Source organism: bacterium (assembly GCA_039961635.1).
GTDB lineage: Bacteria > 4484-113 > 4484-113 > JAGGVC01 > JAGGVC01 > JABRWB01.
On record JABRWB010000089.1, the window covers coordinates 1 to 17,630 of the forward strand.

General features: G+C 56.4%; 16 protein-coding genes. 12 read left to right on the forward strand and 4 right to left on the reverse strand.

Annotated features, from left to right (window positions below; genetic code table 11):
* The 9 genes from HRF49_11515 to HRF49_11555 all read left to right on the forward strand — a co-directional run.
* Positions 1–1,241, forward strand: a 1,241-nt coding sequence (locus HRF49_11515; GenBank protein MEP0815275.1) for a hypothetical protein, incomplete at its 5' end; no start/stop codon positions are given.
* Between the two features lie 96 nt (positions 1,242–1,337).
* Complete coding sequence (locus HRF49_11520; protein MEP0815276.1) at positions 1,338–1,781, forward strand: hypothetical protein; 444 nt, start codon at positions 1,338–1,340, stop codon at positions 1,779–1,781.
* 86 nt (positions 1,782–1,867) lie between these two features.
* Positions 1,868–2,215 carry a hypothetical protein gene (locus HRF49_11525; protein MEP0815277.1) on the forward strand — a complete coding sequence of 116 codons (348 nt, stop codon included), beginning with the start codon at positions 1,868–1,870 and terminating at the stop codon, positions 2,213–2,215.
* 148 nt (positions 2,216–2,363) lie between these two features.
* On the forward strand, positions 2,364–2,675 hold the full coding sequence (locus HRF49_11530) for a hypothetical protein (GenBank protein ID MEP0815278.1): 312 nt from the start codon (positions 2,364–2,366) through the stop codon (positions 2,673–2,675).
* A 35-nt stretch (positions 2,676–2,710) separates the two neighbouring features.
* Entirely contained in the window at positions 2,711–5,263 is a 2,553-nt protein-coding gene (mutS, locus tag HRF49_11535; GenBank protein ID MEP0815279.1) for a DNA mismatch repair protein MutS, read from the forward strand.
* A 79-nt stretch (positions 5,264–5,342) separates the two neighbouring features.
* On the forward strand, positions 5,343–6,821 hold the full coding sequence (locus HRF49_11540) for a tetratricopeptide repeat protein (GenBank protein MEP0815280.1): 1,479 nt from the start codon (positions 5,343–5,345) through the stop codon (positions 6,819–6,821).
* Between the two features lie 13 nt (positions 6,822–6,834).
* A complete protein-coding gene (locus tag HRF49_11545) occupies positions 6,835–7,524 on the forward strand; it encodes a type 1 glutamine amidotransferase (protein ID MEP0815281.1) in 690 nt (229 codons plus the stop codon).
* Positions 7,525–7,604: 80 nt separating this feature from the next.
* Positions 7,605–8,528 (forward strand): D-alanyl-D-alanine carboxypeptidase, encoded by a 924-nt coding sequence (locus tag HRF49_11550; protein MEP0815282.1) that lies wholly within the window; start codon positions 7,605–7,607, stop codon positions 8,526–8,528.
* On the forward strand, positions 8,525–8,755 hold the full coding sequence (locus HRF49_11555) for a DUF2905 domain-containing protein (protein MEP0815283.1): 231 nt from the start codon (positions 8,525–8,527) through the stop codon (positions 8,753–8,755). The genes HRF49_11550 and HRF49_11555 overlap by 4 nt, the downstream gene beginning before the upstream one ends.
* On the opposite strand, the gene HRF49_11560 is transcribed toward HRF49_11555, so the two are convergent.
* The 3 genes from HRF49_11560 to raiA all read right to left on the reverse strand — a co-directional run bounded on the left by HRF49_11560 (position 8,752) and on the right by raiA (position 11,211).
* Positions 8,752–10,203 carry a phosphodiester glycosidase family protein gene (locus HRF49_11560; GenBank protein MEP0815284.1) on the reverse strand — a complete coding sequence of 484 codons (1,452 nt, stop codon included), beginning with the start codon at positions 10,201–10,203 and terminating at the stop codon, positions 8,752–8,754. The genes HRF49_11555 and HRF49_11560 overlap by 4 nt on opposite strands.
* A 51-nt stretch (positions 10,204–10,254) precedes the next feature.
* A complete protein-coding gene (locus HRF49_11565) occupies positions 10,255–10,614 on the reverse strand; it encodes a hypothetical protein (protein MEP0815285.1) in 360 nt (119 codons plus the stop codon).
* A 69-nt stretch (positions 10,615–10,683) separates the two neighbouring features.
* Positions 10,684–11,211, reverse strand: coding sequence for a ribosome-associated translation inhibitor RaiA (gene raiA, locus HRF49_11570; protein ID MEP0815286.1), 528 nt, complete (start codon positions 11,209–11,211; stop codon positions 10,684–10,686).
* A gap of 286 nt (positions 11,212–11,497) precedes the next feature.
* Here raiA and asnS point away from each other — a divergent pair, with 286 nt between their 5' ends.
* On the forward strand, positions 11,498–12,796 hold the full coding sequence (gene asnS / locus HRF49_11575; protein MEP0815287.1) for an asparagine--tRNA ligase: 1,299 nt from the start codon (positions 11,498–11,500) through the stop codon (positions 12,794–12,796).
* Between the two features lie 75 nt (positions 12,797–12,871).
* On the opposite strand, the gene HRF49_11580 is transcribed toward asnS, so the two are convergent.
* A complete protein-coding gene (locus tag HRF49_11580; GenBank protein MEP0815288.1) occupies positions 12,872–13,078 on the reverse strand; it encodes a hypothetical protein in 207 nt (68 codons plus the stop codon).
* A 99-nt stretch (positions 13,079–13,177) separates the two neighbouring features.
* Here HRF49_11580 and HRF49_11585 point away from each other — a divergent pair, with 99 nt between their 5' ends.
* Complete coding sequence (locus tag HRF49_11585) at positions 13,178–15,979, forward strand: HAMP domain-containing histidine kinase (protein MEP0815289.1); 2,802 nt, start codon at positions 13,178–13,180, stop codon at positions 15,977–15,979.
* Positions 15,976–17,562: an SDR family oxidoreductase gene (locus HRF49_11590; GenBank protein ID MEP0815290.1), complete on the forward strand. Its 1,587-nt coding sequence runs from the start codon at positions 15,976–15,978 to the stop codon at positions 17,560–17,562. Before HRF49_11585 ends, HRF49_11590 begins: the two co-directional genes overlap by 4 nt.
* Positions 17,563–17,630: the final 68 nt, after the last annotated feature.

Genomic DNA, 17,630 nt, shown 5'->3' on the forward strand with positions numbered 1-17,630 from the left:
CGTCGGCCAGCTACGATCCGGACGGGACGATTGTCAGCTACGACTGGAACTTCGACGGCGGGCTGTGGGATTTGGAAGGCGTCGGCCCGGTGCAGGAGCATACATACACCGTGCCGTATCCGACGACGACCGCGACGGTGAAGGTGTGGGACAGCGAAGGCGCGATCGCGGAGAAGAGCGTTGTGATTAACGTGCATGGGTGGTACAAGTATTACGTAGACACGGGCCCAAACGTAGGAGGCGGGTCAAGCATTTGCATTTTGGGAAACGGACAGCCCGCAGTGGCATATTTTGACGATGAAAATGACGATCTCAAATTCGTGAGCGCTTCGAGCGGCTTAACTGGCGATTGGAACCAGCCATTAACTTTGGATTCTGAAGGAGATGTCGGAAGGTACTGCTCCCTGTCACTTATTGCAGGTAAACCCTCAGTTGCATATGCGGATTCAACGAATTCGCATATTAAGTTTATTAAATCTTCGGACGAATTTGGAGGTGAATGGGGAATGCCCCATTTCATTCCTACGGGCGAGCCAAGCCTCCGAGCTTCCCTTGTTGAGGTGGGGGGCCTTCCGGCGATTGCATTTCGCTTCTCTGAATCCAAGGTTCTTGGATTTGCACGCGCCATAAATCCCGAAGGTTCGGATTGGAATGGTCCTGTGGTTGTAGATCCTCAATTCGATTCTGGGTATTTGGCGTCAATGCAAATTGTTAATGGCAATCCAGCAGTTGCATATTTCAATTTGCAGCAAGAACGGCTGAAATACATTAGGGCGCTTGATCAACTGGGGAATCAATGGGGCGATGTCATTACCTTAGATGACCAAAATGATGCTTGGCGAATGTTGTCTTTTTGCGTAATCGATAGCAAACCTTCGGTAGCATATGCAGATGCCGCAAACGAGTATGTTTGGTTTACTTCGTCCTCCGACTTAAATGGTAGTACCTGGAAAGTTCCCCAACAAGTATCACGCATGAAAAGCTTTTCGTGGCTGGCATTAGGGAGCATCAAACAAGAGCCATTTGTGTTTTGCGAATTTGCTCCGCCAAGTCTTAATTTGATAATCGCGAATTCAGGTGAAGCGGGATCTTGGGGAAGTCCAATCAGTTTTGATTCCGGACAGGCAGATTTTCATCCCTCGTTTGCGTATTCAACTGAATTAAGCTCGGCATTTGTGAGCTACAAAGGGGGATATTATCAAGGTTCCGATTCGGATCTCAAGGTGGCGGTATTTCGATGAACATGATGCAAACAATCCAAAATCTCATTTGAAAGTGATGTGGCTTTCTGGAGTAATGTGTTTTAAGCAAAATCCACAAAAAGGAGGTGAATCGAAATGGCGGAAATCATTAAGGCAACGACAACTGAGGTCGTCGTTAACGAAGACGGTGGCCAAATAGATTTCCGAGTCGAGGGAGATACGCTCGCCAGCATTATTTATGCAGGAGCGGCCGTCGATAAGGTTCTATTGGGCGCGGACGTAGTAAGCTCGCTGGACGCACGAGTTACCTGTCGGCAAACGGTATCCAACGCGGCGATCCCAGTTTTGGAGTTGAGTCAAAGCGACGCAGATGAGCCTTTTATCAAGTTCTCGGGCACAAGCGCTTCAGCGTGCGGCCAGTGCGTTCTGATTACCACAGCAACCGGAGTCGTCGACGGACCAAAGCGCGCTAGGTCTGGAGAATACGGCTTGTACTACGCAGACTTGGCGGCGTTGGTGGAGTTCAGCGGGAACAAGTACTACATTCCGTTGTTTATCTGTGAGTACGTTCAGCCGTAACAGGTAAGTAAATTTGCACCTTGGTACAAAGGGGGGCCCGTATCCAATGGTTACGGGCTCCCCGATCCAATCCTAAGGAGGGTAAAATGCTTTCAATTCGCACAAATGATGGAACCGTACTGCTGTTGGAGGCTGCGCCCAGGGGTACAGTTAAAGTTGGGTGCTATAAGTTAATGACTGAGTTTCTTGCAGATCAGACAGTCATTGCAGGTCTTGCTGACTTTCTTAAAGAGACACAACCTCCAATGAAGATTTTGGGAATTAAGAATCTCTCCAGTGGAAATCAAACTGGTAACGAGCTGGCAAAAGCTGGGATTAGCCAGTTGCCTAAAGATTGTGGTTCAGATTCAAAACACTTGAGCAATACAAGTGAAACAGGGGATTCTAATTCTAAGGCGAAGGTGTCTGTAAGGAAAAGCAAAAACCCCATTTAACTTGTAGAACCTCGTTTCAATAGCGTACCAAAATCCCCGCGTCGCGCTCGGGCGCGCAGGTTCCGCGTACATTCCGCGCAGGTACAGCGGCCCGCAATCGCGTCCATTTCCGCGGCCGCGGCGGCTGGCATTTGCGCGGCGGCAATTCGTGAATAGCGGCGGTTTCTTCACAATCTCCCCGGTTTTTGGTTTTCAACGCTCAACGCTTAACGCTCAACTGAATAACGGGGCGGGATGCGCCGATATGGAGATCGGCGGTATATTTCATTTCGGTTTTCCCTATCTCACTACTTCACTATCTCACTTGAGGGCGGTTGCCAGCGGCACCAACATTTCCGAGGCTGAAGCCTCGGCTCCTTTGTTCTTTTTCCTTTGCCCTTTTGACAGTTGGACGCGGCCTGAAGGCCGCGCTTCCCGGTTTAAGGATTTTAACTCTAAACTCCCAACGCTCAACTCTTAGCGGTCGGCGGAGGCGCCGCCCGCTATAATCCCCCCGTGCCCAAGGTCGCCGCCGACAGCCACACGCCGTTATTCCGGCAGTACTACGCCCTCAAGGAGGAGCACGGGGACGCCGTCCTCATGTTCCGCCTGGGCGATTTCTACGAGATGTTCGGCCCCGACGCCGAGCGGGCCAGCCGCGTCCTGGGCATCACGCTCACAAGCCGGGCGCTCAACCAGAAAACGAAAGTCCCGATGTGCGGGGTGCCGCACCACAGCGTCCAGCGCTACATCAGGCGGCTTCTGGAGGCCGGGCTGACGGTCGCGGTCGCCGACCAGATGGAGGACCCGGCGCAGGCCAAGGGCATCGTGCGGCGGGACGTGGTGCGGCTCATCACGCCTGGCACCGTGATCGAGGACGAGCTTCTGGACGCGGGCGCTGCGAATTATCTTGCCGTTGTTGCGAAGTTGCGGGACAGGCTGGGATTCGCGGTATTGGAATCCAGCGGAGGCAGCATTCATGCGGGCGAAAGCCCTTATGGCGATGCGGCAATGGTATGCGCCGAAATTGCGGGCAGGGCGCCGAAGGAGCTCAAAATCCCGCCGGATCTTCGAAAAGACCCGGCGTTTTCCGAGCTTCTCGCGCGGATTCCGGAGAACGCGGTTTCGGATTGCGGCGAGTTTCCGTCGCCGGCCGATCTCGAATATTTCGTCGAGCGCCAATTCAAGGCGCCGGTTGCGGCGCTGGGGATGGAGGGCAGGCACGCGGCGATGCAGGCCGTCTTCGAGGTCGTGCGCACGCTGCGGTACAACTTCAAAGTCGAGTCGCTCGACCTTTCGTTCGTCCCTCTGGATTTATCGGACCACATGGTGCTGGACGCGCACACGCTGGCGAATCTGGAAGTGCTCGAAGGTCTTTCTGCGGGGGGGGAGTGTCTGCTGGACGTGTTCGCCGCGCCGCGGACGGCGATGGGCCGGCGCCAGATACGCGAATGGCTGCGCGCGCCGTTGCGCGATGCGGCGATGGCCGATGCAAGGCTGGATGCGGTCTCGGCGCTGGTCGACGCGCCAGAACCGCGCGGCGGAATCGCGTCCGCGCTTTCCAAAATCGTGGATATCGAGCGGATCGCCAACCGCGCTTCGTTCGGCAAGACAAATCCGAAGGAGCTTGCGGCGCTGCGAGACGCGCTGGGCTCGCTCGGTGAGCTTTCCAATATCGTGTCGGGAATTTATTTCGAAGCCGAAGCGGGCGCGGATTTCGCGGATGACGCGGAAGGCGCGCCTGCATGCGCGAATGCTTCTCTCCTTCCCGCGATTGCATCTCGGCTGGCGGAGCGCCCGTCGATATTGGACAAGCTTTCGCGCGTCCTCGCGGAAGATCCGCCCGCGGATCCGGGGCAGGGGGGAGTGGTGCGCGAGGGATATTTGCCGGAGCTGGACGAGCTTCGAAACCTGAAGGCCCAGGCCGCGCAATGGATGACGGAATATGAATCGGCCCAGAAAGAACGTCTCGGAATCAAGTCGCTGAAAGTGAAATATACACCGGCATTCGGCTGGTCAATCGAAGTTACAAAACCGAATCTTCATTTGGTGCCCGGTGATTACGTGCGAAAGCAGACGATGGTCGCGGCCGAGCGGTTCACGACGCCGGAGCTTACCGAGCATGAAACGAAGCTCGCGACCGCGGAGGAAAAATCGCTAGCGCTTGAGAAGGAAATATTCTCCGCGCTGGTGAAGGAAGTTGCAGGCGCGCGCGACCGGCTGCTCGAAATCGCGGATGCGATTAAAACTCTGGATGTGCTGGTTTCATTCGCCGAAACGGCGGAGCGCGAGCGCTGGCGCAGGCCGGAGCTGTCCGACGCGCCTGGCATTTCGCTTTCCGGCGCGCGGCATCCGTCCGTCGAGCGATCGGTCGGTCGAGCGCGGTACGTGGCGAACGACTGTATGCTCGATTCGGAATCGCAGCAGATAATCGTCCTTACCGGACCGAATATGGGCGGCAAATCAACCTATCTTCGAATGGTCGCGCTTTGCGTGATTCTGGCGCAGGCGGGAAGTTTCGTCCCGGCGCAGTCCGCGCGCATCGGAATCGTGGACCGCGTGTTCACGCGCATCGGCGCGGCGGACGCGCTCGCGCAGGGGCGCAGCACGTTCATGGTCGAAATGGTGGAAACAGCCGAGATTCTTCGCAGCGCGACGCGGCGCAGCCTGGTGATACTGGACGAAGTCGGCCGCGGCACCGGGACTTATGACGGATTATCCATCGCGCGCGCGGTCGTCGAATACCTGCACAACCATAAAACCGCGTCGCCGCTTACGCTTTTCGCGACGCATTATTTCGAGCTGACCGAGCTCGAAAAATACCTGCCGCGCGTTCGCAACTTCCGTATGGACGTGCTGAAGGAAAGCGGCGATTTCGTGTTCCTTTATTCGGTGTCGCCGGGAGCGGCGAACGAAAGTTACGGAATCGAAGTGGCGCGCCTCGCGGGGCTGCCTCACGGCGTCGTCACGCGTGCGCGCAAAGTGCTGGAAGAATTGGAAGACGTGAAGCGCTCGCATTTGAAAAAGGCGCGTGAGATAATGCAGATGGGCTTGTTCGATGATGAATGAGTTTTCGACATCAGGGCCGTTTAAAGCTCGCTTCCGCCGTGTGGCGGCTGCCGCAGCCTGCGCAGCGCTGGTGTTGGCAATGAATGCATTTCAGGCGGACGCGCAGGGCGGTGTTTCCAAGCCCGTCATCCTTGTCGGCGATTTCAAAAACGAATCGGGCGACTCGTCGCTTGACAGCATCGGAGTCGGAATAGCGATTCAGATTACGGCGGTGCTGTCCCGCCTTTCATCGGTGTCGGTCATTCCGGGAGACGCACGGCGTTTGGCGCTTGCCGAGGCGCGGCTATCCGCTTCGGGATTCGCGGCCGCAAATCCGGCTCTGGGGGGAAGTCTTGCGAGCGCGACGCATGTCGTGTACGGAACTTACACGGTCATAGGCGAAGAGCTGATGGCGGCGGCGTACGCCGTGGACGCGAATTCGGGCGAGGCGGTCGGCAGCGCGACGGTGTCGGCCTACAAGCCGCAAGCCGGCTCGATTTGCGTTCAACTTGCACAGTCTTTGGTGGAGGATATTCGCGACGAATTTCCCGCGAAATCGTTTAATTTCGAAATCATCGAAGAGAATACGGATCCTGCAATAGAGCGTGCAAGGAACTATTCACTTGATATTTTATCCGCTAAGGGCGAACTTGAAAATCTTCTTTACCGAAGCGGATTGCTCAGGCGCGGGCTTTCACGGGAGGAAATAGCTCGCGGCTTGGAATTGTGCGAATTCGTGCTTGCGGAATTTCCGGACGACGCGGATACGCTTTTAAATTACGGCAATGCGTTGAGCATAAGCGGCGGAGAAACGGGCGTGGCGAAATCCGTGGAGGTTTTTAAGACCCTGTTGGAAATGGATCCGGACAGCGCCGCGGGACATCTGAATCTTGGCGCGGTTTTGCTGAAGTCCGGGGACTTGGAAGAGGCGAAACAGCATCTCGAAGAGGCGGCGCGGCTTGGGCCGGACGGTGCGGCCGCGCAGAACAATCTTGGTCTGCTGCACATGAAATTGGGCGATTACGATGCGGCGGAAGCGAGGTTATTGAACGCGCTTGTGCTTGCCCCCGAGTATGTCGAAGCTCATGTGAATTTGGGTAATCTGCGCGCAAGACAAGGCGATTATTCGGGCGCGAAGCAGGCATACGAAAAGGCGATCTGGATTAACGATGATTATCCGGAGGCGCATTTCAACTACGCGCTGTTAAATATCGCGGCGGGAAATCTGAACGGCGCGCGTGAGGAATTTGAGGCGGCGATCGCGCTGGAGCCGCACTGCGCGGATTATCTGTGCGAATACGGTGCGCTCTTGATCGAGCTGGGCGAGCCGGAGAAGGCGCTGGACGCGCTCAACAGGGCGATATTTTCGGATCCTTCGCGTGCTGACGCAGTGTTTCACGCGGCCGTTGCACTTGGAAAGCTTGGCGATGAATCCGGGAGGAATTATTACTTGAATAAATATTTGAATATGGCTTCGCCGGGGGACGGGCATTACAGGGAAGCGCTGGAAATCCTTCTCTTTGCAAGGCTTGGCAATGAGGCGGAAGCCGCAGGTTCGTTCGAACAAACGCGACAATGAATATATCAAACAAATGCGCATTCTGATAATTCAAAACTGCGAAACGGAAGGATTGGGACATTTCATTCACGCGCTCGCTGTTAGGGGAATCGAGTTCGACGTATGCCATCCGTACGAGGACGACACTTATCCGTCGCCCGTCGCATATGACGCGATGATCGTCGGCGGCACGCCGATGTCGGTTTGCGACATCGAAGAGCACGCGCACCTGCTGTCGGAACGCACATACGTTGCCGAGGCGCTGGAGGGGGAAGTAAAAGTGTTGGGGGTATGCTTCGGCGCTCAACTGCTTGCGCACATTCTCGGTGCGGAGGTTCGGCCCAATCCGGTGAAGGAAATCGGAATGTACGAAGTTCAACTTACGGAGGAAGGCAAGGCGGATCCGATATTTGGCGGATTCCCGGAGTCATTTCCCGTCTTTCAATGGCACGGGGACACCTTCGATCTGCCCGGCGGCGCCTCATTGTTGGCCACCGGCAAGAACTGCCGCAATCAGGCGTTTCGAAAAGACAATGCTATCGGCGTGCAGTTCCATTTGGAGGCCGGGGCGGAAGACGCGGAAAGGTGGGCGGAAGTGTATGCGGAGGAACTTGCCGCATTCGGAAAAACGAAGAAACAAGTTATGGAGGAATGCGCGAACCAGGAATCCGCGATGAACAGACTGGCTGGGTTGTTGCTCGAAAATTTTCTTGGAATCGAATAGGGCTGGAAATGACGGTATTGACAAAGGTGCACGAATTAAACGGATTGCAAAATTTATTCCGCACAACAGCGCGCACTGCGTTGCCGGCGTTTGCGCTCGCAATTGCCGCAATATCGATCGCGGGCACGGCCGCTATCGCGCAGCCGCGTGTCGACGTTTCGAAATACTACAAGGAAACGCTCGTTCCTTGGAGTACGGCCAAGAGTTTTCTGATTTATCACGTGGACACGGGCAAAGAAGTCGCCAGTTTGAATCCCGAATATTCCGCGCCCGTCGCAAGTTTGACAAAAATGATGACCGTACTGATCGCCGACGAGGAGCTTTCGTACGGAGTCGGATACGAGCTCGCCGAGGACGAAGCCAAGATATTCAAGGTGGAGCAGCTTACGCTCGACCAGATGGTCGAAATGGCGCTTGTTCCGTCGAACAATCTGGTATGCAAGGTGCTGGCGAGGCTGATTGACGGAAGCGAGCCCGCGTTCGTATCCAGGATGAACAAGCGCGCGGCGGAACTGGGAATGACCGGAACGCGGTATGCGAATGCAAGCGGTCTGCCGTCCAAATCCGCGCAATATTCCAACGTGCGCGACCAGCTTATTCTTACGCTCGAACTGCTCAAGCGTCCCGTCCCGGCGGAGAAATGCCGCAAGCACTGGATTTTCTTCGACGAACGTTACGACTCGACGATTTTTTACCTTAAAGAAAAATATCCGATAGCCGGCGTTAAAAGCGGATGGACGAATGCGGCGGGCCGTTGCCTGTCGCTTCTGGTCGAGACGGAACAATTCGGAAGTTTCATCGTCATTACGATGGGCAGCTCGAGCATCGCGCAGGGCTTCGTGGATGCGGAGATCATCCTTTCCAGGTTCGGGCTTGTGGAGCTTGCGCCCGGCTCGCTTTTGGCCGCGGCGCGTCTGCAGGAAGCCGAGCGGGAGAAAGCTCACAAGGAAGCCGAGGCCGCCAAGATTTCCGGGACAAGCGGGATTGCTCAGGTGAAGTCATGAATCCGGCATATGAAATCGGCAAGTTTATTTTGATCATCGGCGCGGTGCTGGTGGTTGTCGGCGCGTTGCTTATGTTTTCGCGCGGCAATCTGCCAATAGGCAATCTTCCGGGCGACATCGCGGTCAAGCGCGACAACTGGAGCTTTTACTTCCCGATTACGACAAGCATCATTCTTTCCATCGTCCTGACGCTGATTTTCTGGCTGATCTCCCGATTCAACCGCTAGCCAGCGGGCAAAACCAGCAGCGCGTTGCTTAGCTTCCGCGGTTCGCCGCCGTACGGCGTAACGAGCGTACCGCCTACGGCAAGCTGGCTGGACCCGCCGCCATCCAGGTTCATCGCTGTAACTGCGCCTTTTCGAATCAGCCAGTTTGCAAGCTCGTCCAGCTTCAGCCCCTTGTAGAAACCGTCCTGCAGCTCGCAGACTACAACCAGTATCACGGTCCCGTCGCCCTTCACTCCGATTGCGGTCCTCGCGCGCGGATTTTTCGTTATATCCTCGCGTACGAAATCCTCGGCGATCGTCACGTTCGGCTGGCCGTTCGCGACAAGCATCGGCGCTCCGCCGACCGCGTCAATCACATCGATCAGGTTTCCGCTCTCGCGTTCGTAAACGCGCGATCGAAGCGATACCGGAGCATCCTTCGGTATTTGCGACAGTGGATTGGCTTCCGGAATGAGATTCGTCGCAACGTAGTACTGATCCGGCCGCATCAATTCGTCTATTCCGCCGGAAACGGGCGTAAGCCGCCCGCCATCCAGCCTGTAAAGAAATCCGTCCAGCGGAATCAAATCGAATGGGTAATTCCAAGAATAAATCACGGTCGAGCTTTGGCCCAACTCGGTGTTCAGCCCGTTCAGGGGAATGAACTTTCCGTCGAACACAAGCTCGGGACGCACCGTGAATCTTCCGATGCGCAATCCCTTTTCCTTGGTCAAAAGCACCATCGGCCTCGTTGCGTACCTGCCCGTAGTGACAAGAACGCTGTCTTCCAGCAACGTCGAAACGGGGAAACCCTGGCCGTTGAAGTAACCGGCGTTGATTCCCGCAAGCGCCCCGGTTTGCCTGCAGATTTGCTCAAGGGGCAATGTTCTTCTCGCTCTGTCAACGGACATAGCGCTTTTGACCTTTAGTCTTACCTGCGCGGACGGCGGGATTTCGATCCAATCGTAGCGGATCGGACGGTTCACGTTTTCTTTGGCTTCCGTACGCCACAACGCGCCTCCTCCTATTTCGATATCCCTTGTGTATATCGTCTGTCGGGGAAACGCGACTGCTATCGTACTGCCGTTCGTCTTGACCAGCGCCTCGCAATGGTATCCCGTGTGGAACGAAAGGCTCGCATTCTGCGCGCCCTGATAGGGTGCGATTTTCCAAAGCGGGAACTTTTTGACCGATCCCCCGTTTTCCAGAGCTTTGTCCGCGATTTTGGTTTTCAAGAGCACGATTTCGAATCTGTCCGGCCGTTCGAGCGCGTTGGTTTTAAACTCCGGCGGCGCGCCGGCAAATTTGAGCGTAGCGACCAGCCATTCGTTCGACGCCTCGACCTTGACGCTCGACAGCTCGACTTGGTTCGGCTGTCCGGGCGCGCCGGTCGCGGCAAGAACCAAAATCGGAATGGCAAGAGCCCCGGCCCGCATGGCCTGCTGCGATAAAAGCTTTCGTAAATTCATAACTTCGGATACCCGCTGATATATTGGCGGCGGCCAAGTGAAGGACGGAGGCTATCCTCCGCCGTTCGTCTGCCGGATGTATTCGAGCACTTCGTGCGCGAACTTGCCGATAATCGGCACAAGCGAAAGTCTGCCCAGCAACGTGAGGATTAGCGACAATACCAGCCCGGTGCCAAGCGCGATGCCGAGTCCGGTCGCGATGCCGCGGATGAAGCTGTAAAACGGCGTCTGAAGCCGCACCTGGCGGCGCAGCCACTTAATCAGTTCCTCCTGGCTCTCGGCGACGCGGATCGTCGGATCGGGATGCGGCTCCGGCTTCGCCCGAAGGCTTTTAAGCCATCCAAGAAATCCCGTCACGCGCGTTCCGTTGCCTCCGGTTTCGGAGGTTTCGGATATCGCATCGTCCTGCATCCGGTCGGACACGCCACAATTATAGGATATGCGCCCCTGAACCGGACGAGAAGCAGCTATATATCGCGGCTACCTGTCGGGCACAAGCAGCCCGAGCGTGCCGTTTGACCGTTTGTAAAGCACGTTGTACGAGCCGCTGGCCTGGTCTTCGAACACGAAGAAATCATGCCCGGAAAGGTCGAACTGCATTATCGCCTCTTCGGTCGTCATGGGCTTGATGTGGAAACGCTTGATTTTGGCGACCTTGCGAGTTTCGTCGGCCGGCTGCTCGATTTCGGGCTCCCCGTCGCCTTGGCCGCGGTACTTGTCTATGAGTTTCGTCTTGTACCGCTTGAGTTGCTTTTCGACCTTTTCCATGGCGAGGTCGCAAGCTTCCTCAAAGCTTGCGCCGTACTCTTCCGCCCGGACGAATTTCCTGGCGACGTCAACCGTCACCTCGAAGCGGAAGTTTCGGCCGTTGTGTCTGGACGGGTACTGAGTAAGCTCCACGCGCGCGGCCTCCGCGCGACTGAAGTACTTTGAGAGCTTCTCAACCTTCTTCCTTATGTATCCGTCCAAACGCGGGGTGATGCTGGAACCGGAAATCTCTACCTGCATACGCACCTCCGGAATGGATTAATGAACAACTTCTTCTGCGATATTATATCGCGGAATCCGGCCATTCATGTTATCGGACGGAATTCGCGGCAAAAAAGTTCGCTGCGCAGCTTCGGATGCGGGTATAATCCGTTCGTGAGTTTCGAATTTCAGCCAGGAAAGACAAGTTTTGCCGGAACGGCGCTTGGCGGAATAGGCATAAATCCGCGCCTCTGAACGCGGGCGCGTTCGCGCGCCGCGCATTCCAAATCCCCTATACTCACTACTTCACCAATGAGGTGCGTTTATGCATGAGCAGTTCATTTCGATCAAAGATCTGGCAGGACACATCGGCGAGCGAGTCAAGCTCGGCGGCTGGGTCAGGAACAAGCGGGAAAGCAAGAAACTGGTGTTCATAGTGGTAAGGGACGGCTCCGGCGAGGTGCAGTGCGTCGCCTACGAACCGAATATCCCGCCCGAAACCTGGCGGGCGGCCCTTGCGCTCACCCTCGAATCGAGCCTAATCGTGGAGGGCGAAGTGAAGCGCCATCCCAAGCAGGAAGGCGTGTTTGAGATTGCCGTCACTTCGATCCAGCCGGTTCAAATTGCACAGGATTACCCGATATCCAAAAAGGAGCACGGTACCGAGTTCCTGATGGACAACCGGCATTTATGGGTGCGATCCAGCCATCAAGTGGCGATACTCCGTATCCGGGACGAAATAATCAAGGCCAGCCGGGATTTTTTCTATGACAACGGTTTTTACTGCTTTGATTCGCCGATCCTGACGCCTAACGCCTGCGAGGGTACGACGACGCTGTTCGAGCTGGATTACTTCGGAGACAAGGTCTACCTGTCCCAGAGCGGCCAGCTGTACCAGGAATCAGGAATAATGGCGCTGGGGAAAACATTTTGTTTCGGGCCGACGTTCCGCGCGGAGAAATCCAAAACCCGCCGGCATCTGATGGAATTCTGGATGCTCGAAGCCGAAGCAGCCTTCTACGACTTTGAAGACAACCTGAAGCTCCAGGAGGAATATGTCTGCTACGTCGTCGAGCGCGTGCTGGAGCGCCGTCGCCTCGATTTGCTAACAATCGAACGGGATATTTCGAAACTCGAAGCCGTGAAGCCTCCCTTCCCGCGGATAACCTACGCTGAAAGCGTTGAAATCCTAAAAGGAAAAGGCTTCGACTTCAATTTCGGCGACGACTTCGGCAGCCCGGAGGAAACCGCGCTTGCGGAGAATTTCGACCGGCCGTTCTTCATCACGCACTGGCCGGAGGACATGAAGGCGTTCTATATGAAAGTCAATCCCGCCGATCGCTCGCAAGTTCTGGCGAGTGACCTGATGGCGCCGGAAGGCTACGGGGAAATCATCGGCGGCAGCCAGCGCGAGGACGACCTGGATACGGTGCTGGAAAAAATCCGCCGCCACAAGCTTCCGGAAGACTTTTTCCAGTGGTACCTCGATCTCCGCCGTTACGGAAGCGTGCCTCACAGCGGATTCGGGCTGGGGATCGAACGCACCGTCTGCTGGATTTGCGGACTTGCGCACATCAGGGAGTCCATTCCGTTCCCCAGGATGCTTTATCGGAAGTCTCCTTAGCGCTTGTTTTCGCGCGGCGCGCGGATTCGCTTATCCACGGACTCGAAATTATTGCCGTAAAGACTTCTCGCGACGCTAGACCGACGCTCTGCCGTCGCCGAAGTTGCGCGCCTGTTCCCGCCAGTTGTTCAGGAAGGCTGCGGCAATCGGCCGGTCTCCATCATATTCGTCCGCGTGGAACGCGAGGAATGCTTCCTGCCCGGCGCTGCACAGGGGACAGACTTCCGGCGGCACATCCCCGGAATGAATGTATCCGCAAACCGCACACACGTATTGCTTCATGTGAGCCTCCAGCACATGGGATTTTACACGATTTCGCGAAATTTTACAAGTGGAGTTGCGACAGTACGGGAAATTGCCCCTTGCTATACTTCTGAGGAAGTGGGCGACATTCAGGCCAAGGCTGTAGAACGACCGGTAGCCGCAAGGCAGATCCGGCTCGGCATCCTTATTTTCCAGCTTTTGTTGCTGGCCGCGTGCCTATGCGCGGCGGGCGGCGCGGTCCATCTCTGGGGCGCAATCTACCGGCCGGACCTGCGGTTTCGACTGACTTCGCTGGGCGGAGCTCAGCCCCCAGAAATGGTGGGCGGGATGAGCGCGCTCTACCTGGATCAAAGCGCGGGCAAACAGGTTTATAGGCTTCTCAAGTGCTCTCCTCAGCGGGAAAGCTACAACGAAGAAACCGGGAGATACTCGATCCGCTCGAGTGTGTGGCTTGAAAGCGACAAAAGCGGATTTTTGAAACGGGAACTGGAGTTTGAATTCCCCGGCAGGCCGCAGTCCACGATTTTCAGGCTCAACGACTCGTACCAGCCGATGTCGCCAAACGTCGTTATCACGGCTGTCGCCGCATACGAAGACCGGATTCTCCTTCAGGTAATTTCGTTGAACTGCAGGCTTGAAACGATGTTTCTAAGCAAAACGGAAGTTCCCATACCGTACCGGTCGCGCGGCGCTTCCGTCAATTTGGGATCGGCAATCTGGATAGACATGCTCAACACGCCGCGGGGCAGGCAGGATTACCTGGCGGTCGGGCTTAGCCTCGGCCAGTCCCCTGCTCGGGAACTCCGCGGTCATAAGGACGAGCTTGGCCGCGACAAGAGCATGGAGCAGAAGCTTGGCATCGTTGTGGTTCCCGCCCAGCAGGCCGATTGGGGGCCGCCGTACAAGGTGATTCCGTTTCCCGTCGCGCCTCATATCGTTTTCGAAGGGCCGTTTGGATGGCCGGGCGTATTCGCCTGGATGCATGCCAATGGAAACGGCTGGTTCTCGAACGCACCGCCGGAGATACTTGAAAAGCATCCGGAGCTAGCTGCGTTTTACGAAAACGACGACTCCTGGTCAAGCTTTTACATTGTTGACATGAATTCCGGGCTGATCAAAGCTCGCCTCAAACTGATGGAGGACAGGCCGGAATTCAGGTGGCCGTGCACTTTCGTATGGGGCCGATCCAACCGTCCGAAGGGCTTGAACACAAGGGAAATTCAAATTCTCGGATTTGCCTCCAGGGGTCTGCCGCCGAAAGGTTTACTTTTCAACTATCGCAGCGAGCTGGATTACGCTTCGCATAAATTCAGCTTCGTTCCGGAAGGCGGCGAGGAAATCGAGTACGCTCCCGTGATAAACGATCGGTTTTCGCTTGAAGATTCTAGGCGGCGGCTCGGATTCGTTCTTTTCAACGAGGACGGCTCTGCGGGCTTCCTTCTGCAACCCGACTGGCTGGGCATGCAAAAGGTGCAGTGGATCAAAACGCCGCCGGAATCCGCCGGTTCGGATGCGGCATTCAAATCGTTTCTCGGAATACTCGGCGGCCCCGGAGGAGAGGATTACCTTCTTTTCGGAACCGATTCAGGATATTTCTTGGCTTACCGGGAAAACGGCGACTTAGTCTGTTCGATTCCAGCTTCGAGGTTTTTCATCAACGACGATTCGAAGTACATCCTGCATCGCGCCACCTGGGAGCAGTCCGCGTTCGATCATCCGGTTTACGTGAGGATCGAGGGCGAAAACCGGAACGAGGAATTCGGTCTGATACTCAATCCGCGGTTCATTCCCCAATGGAAGATCGTTCTGAATGGCACATGGAGCGGACTGGCCGCGCTTTGGTTGATCGGAGGCATCGCGCTGGTGCGCCGGGCAAGGGAAAAGGCCTATGTTCCTCCCGAAGTGCTCGATGCCGTGATCGAAGAAGAACGCGAGGCGCGCGATCTTGCCCTCGACGAGGCGTACGAGCAACACACCGCGCAGGCCCGCGGGAGGCTGGGTCAGATTGCCGACTCTCTGGCGCACAGCCTAAACACGCCGCTGGATGCGATCCGGGCTACGTTGGAGCTGCTTCGCAGCAGGTCGCCCATCGAGGTAGCGTCGCAGCTGATCAAATTATTCCCAGAGCCGGAGCTATCAGCTCGCGCGCTTGCTCTTGCGGAAAAACTGCTTGCAAATCCTCCGGCAATTTCGATTTCGGAAACAAACCGCCGCACGGACGAGTTCGAGGAGCTGCTTGCCGCGGATTATCCCGGATTCGATCGGTTCGCAAAGCATTTCGCGCGGACGGGATTCGAAGCGGAAGAAATAGGCGCGTTCATCGAGACGTTCGGCAGGGATCGCGCGGGCGAACTTGTCCGGCTTCTGGACGAAATCGCGTCCGAAAGGCGCGGCATACTTCTCGCGCTGTCCCAGCACGAAACCGCGTCCCGGCTTGTCAACCGGCTGCGCCATCTGATTCGCGAAGACCGTTTCGACGTCCGATTGAGTCTCGAAACTTCGCTGCAAATGCTGGAAGCTCCGTTGACGGGAAAGAAAATCAAGGTTTCGACCGTGACCGAGGATGTCCCCCGTCTTAAAGGCGATCCGCTTCTGATGGTGGAAATCATCGGAAACATCCTGACGAACGCAGTCGAAGCGCTGCCGGAATACGGCGAAATCAAGGTGTCGGTTACGCGCACCGACGATAAAATCGAGCTTGCGATTTCGAACAACGGGCCGGCGATTCCGGCCGATGTCCTTCCCCGCGTATTCGAGCGCGGATTCACTGCGGGAAAGCCGCAGGGTACGGGGCTTGGCTTGTTCATCGCGGCGCAGGCCGTCAGGATTTTGGGCGGAAGCATTGCAGTTTCCTCGACAACAGGTTGCACCGAATTTAAAATGGAGTTCCCAATCCCGCCTTCAGGGGAGGCAGTGTGACAGGCAGCAGGGCTTGGATTATCTTTGTGGACGACGTCGAGGCCGAGGCCGTCGCGATAAGCGATCTTATAGAGCGGCGGTTCGGCGCGAATTTCCGAGTACGCGCTTTCACGACTCCCGCCGAAGCGCTTAACTTCGTGCGGGAGCGCGCCGAGCGCAGGGAGGAAGTCGCGCTCGTCGTCACCGATATGTACATGCCGGTTTCGATAGGCAGCAACGGCGACGTCCTGCACGGGGACGAGCTTGCAGCGATGTTGCACAAGCAGCTCGACCGCTCGCTGCCGGTGCTCGGATACTCCGGCCACAGCGATTACCAGAATCCGGAGGCGGCCAAGGCCGCGGGCCTTGTGGATCTTTTACCCAAGGATGCGACGCATTCGGACGACCTGCTGAACCGGATCGAGCGAATTTTGATCGATCGCTACGACATGACGTCGGATTCGATTTTTATTACGGGAGCGACGGGATGGCTGGGCAGGATGCTTGTGGACCGCCTGCTTAAAACGACCGAATCGAACTTGTTTTTGCTCGTACGCGAAGCGGACGGAGTCCCGTTCGACCGCCGCATCGAAATTTCGGACGAGCTTAAGCCGCGCGTGAGTTTCGTCAGGGGCGATTTGGCGATTCGCGGACTGGGGATCGGGCCGGCGGACATGCTCGCGCTTCGCTCTACCGGACCGCTCGAATTCTGGCATCTCGCCGCATGCGTAGACTTCGACAAGCGCAACCACGCCGCGGTGATGAAGGCGAATGTCGAGGCGGCGGAGAACCTGGTGGAGTTCATCGCCAAGCTTCCCGCGGGATCTTGCCGCGTATTGAACGCTGTTTCGACCGCGTACGTCGCGGGTGAAAAGCAATTCCCGCTTGTGTCGAGCGAATCCATAGAAAGCACCTGCCATTTCAAAAACGGCTTCGAAAAATCCAAAGCGCGGATGGAACAGATAATCCGCGATTCGGGGCTTCCATACCGGATATTCCGTCCGTCGATGATCGTCGGAAGCTCGGACACGGGCGAGTGGAATGACGAATTCGCGCAAGGCGCATCCGCGGCGCTGGCCAAGATGAAAAGCTTGGGCAGCGGCGTGAACGGAATGCCGACGCTGCACCTTCCGGCGGTTGCCCATTACCGCAAGAATTTGATCTGCGCGGACGACGTTGTTTTCATGATGACCGCGCTAAGAAAAGCGAACACGGGACTTCGCGAGGTGTTCCATTTGGTGAATCCGCACTACGCGCGCGTTTGCGACATCGTCGATGCGGCGGCAACGGTTGCAGGAGTGGAGATAAGCTACGATTCGGATTTGGATTTGGGCATCGCTCAACAGGACGCGGATTTTTTGGAATTCGCCAACTTCACACCGGTGAAACCGATTTGGATGGACGGGGCGAATTTCGAAATTGTCAAGGCGCTGTTTCCATTGTTGCAGTATCTGACGCACAACGACCCGGTGTTCGATTGCGGCAAAACCGCAGCCGCGCTCGCGCAGGTTGCGCCGGGATACTCGCCGATCAAAACAGACAGAGAAAAAATCAGGTACCTTTTGGAAGGTTTAAACGAGATGTGCGCCAATTCCGTCAATTGACGGCAAATCCGCGCTTCGTTGTTTATTGCTTTTATCAATCCTTTCCGGCGCGCATGGAAAGTCGGCGA

Coding starts and splice junctions, on each gene's coding strand:
- HRF49_11520 (MEP0815276.1), top strand. CDS start 1,338: ATGGCGGAAATCATTAAGGCAACGACAACTGAGGTCGTCGTTAACGAA.
- HRF49_11525 (MEP0815277.1), top strand. CDS start 1,868: ATGCTTTCAATTCGCACAAATGATGGAACCGTACTGCTGTTGGAGGCT.
- HRF49_11540 (MEP0815280.1), top strand. CDS start 5,343: ATGAATGCATTTCAGGCGGACGCGCAGGGCGGTGTTTCCAAGCCCGTC.
- HRF49_11545 (MEP0815281.1), top strand. CDS start 6,835: ATGCGCATTCTGATAATTCAAAACTGCGAAACGGAAGGATTGGGACAT.
- HRF49_11555 (MEP0815283.1), top strand. CDS start 8,525: ATGAATCCGGCATATGAAATCGGCAAGTTTATTTTGATCATCGGCGCG.
- HRF49_11560 (MEP0815284.1), bottom strand. CDS start 10,203: ATGAATTTACGAAAGCTTTTATCGCAGCAGGCCATGCGGGCCGGGGCT.
- HRF49_11565 (MEP0815285.1), bottom strand. CDS start 10,614: ATGCAGGACGATGCGATATCCGAAACCTCCGAAACCGGAGGCAACGGA.
- raiA (MEP0815286.1), bottom strand. CDS start 11,211: ATGCAGGTAGAGATTTCCGGTTCCAGCATCACCCCGCGTTTGGACGGA.
- asnS (MEP0815287.1), top strand. CDS start 11,498: ATGCATGAGCAGTTCATTTCGATCAAAGATCTGGCAGGACACATCGGC.
- HRF49_11580 (MEP0815288.1), bottom strand. CDS start 13,078: ATGAAGCAATACGTGTGTGCGGTTTGCGGATACATTCATTCCGGGGAT.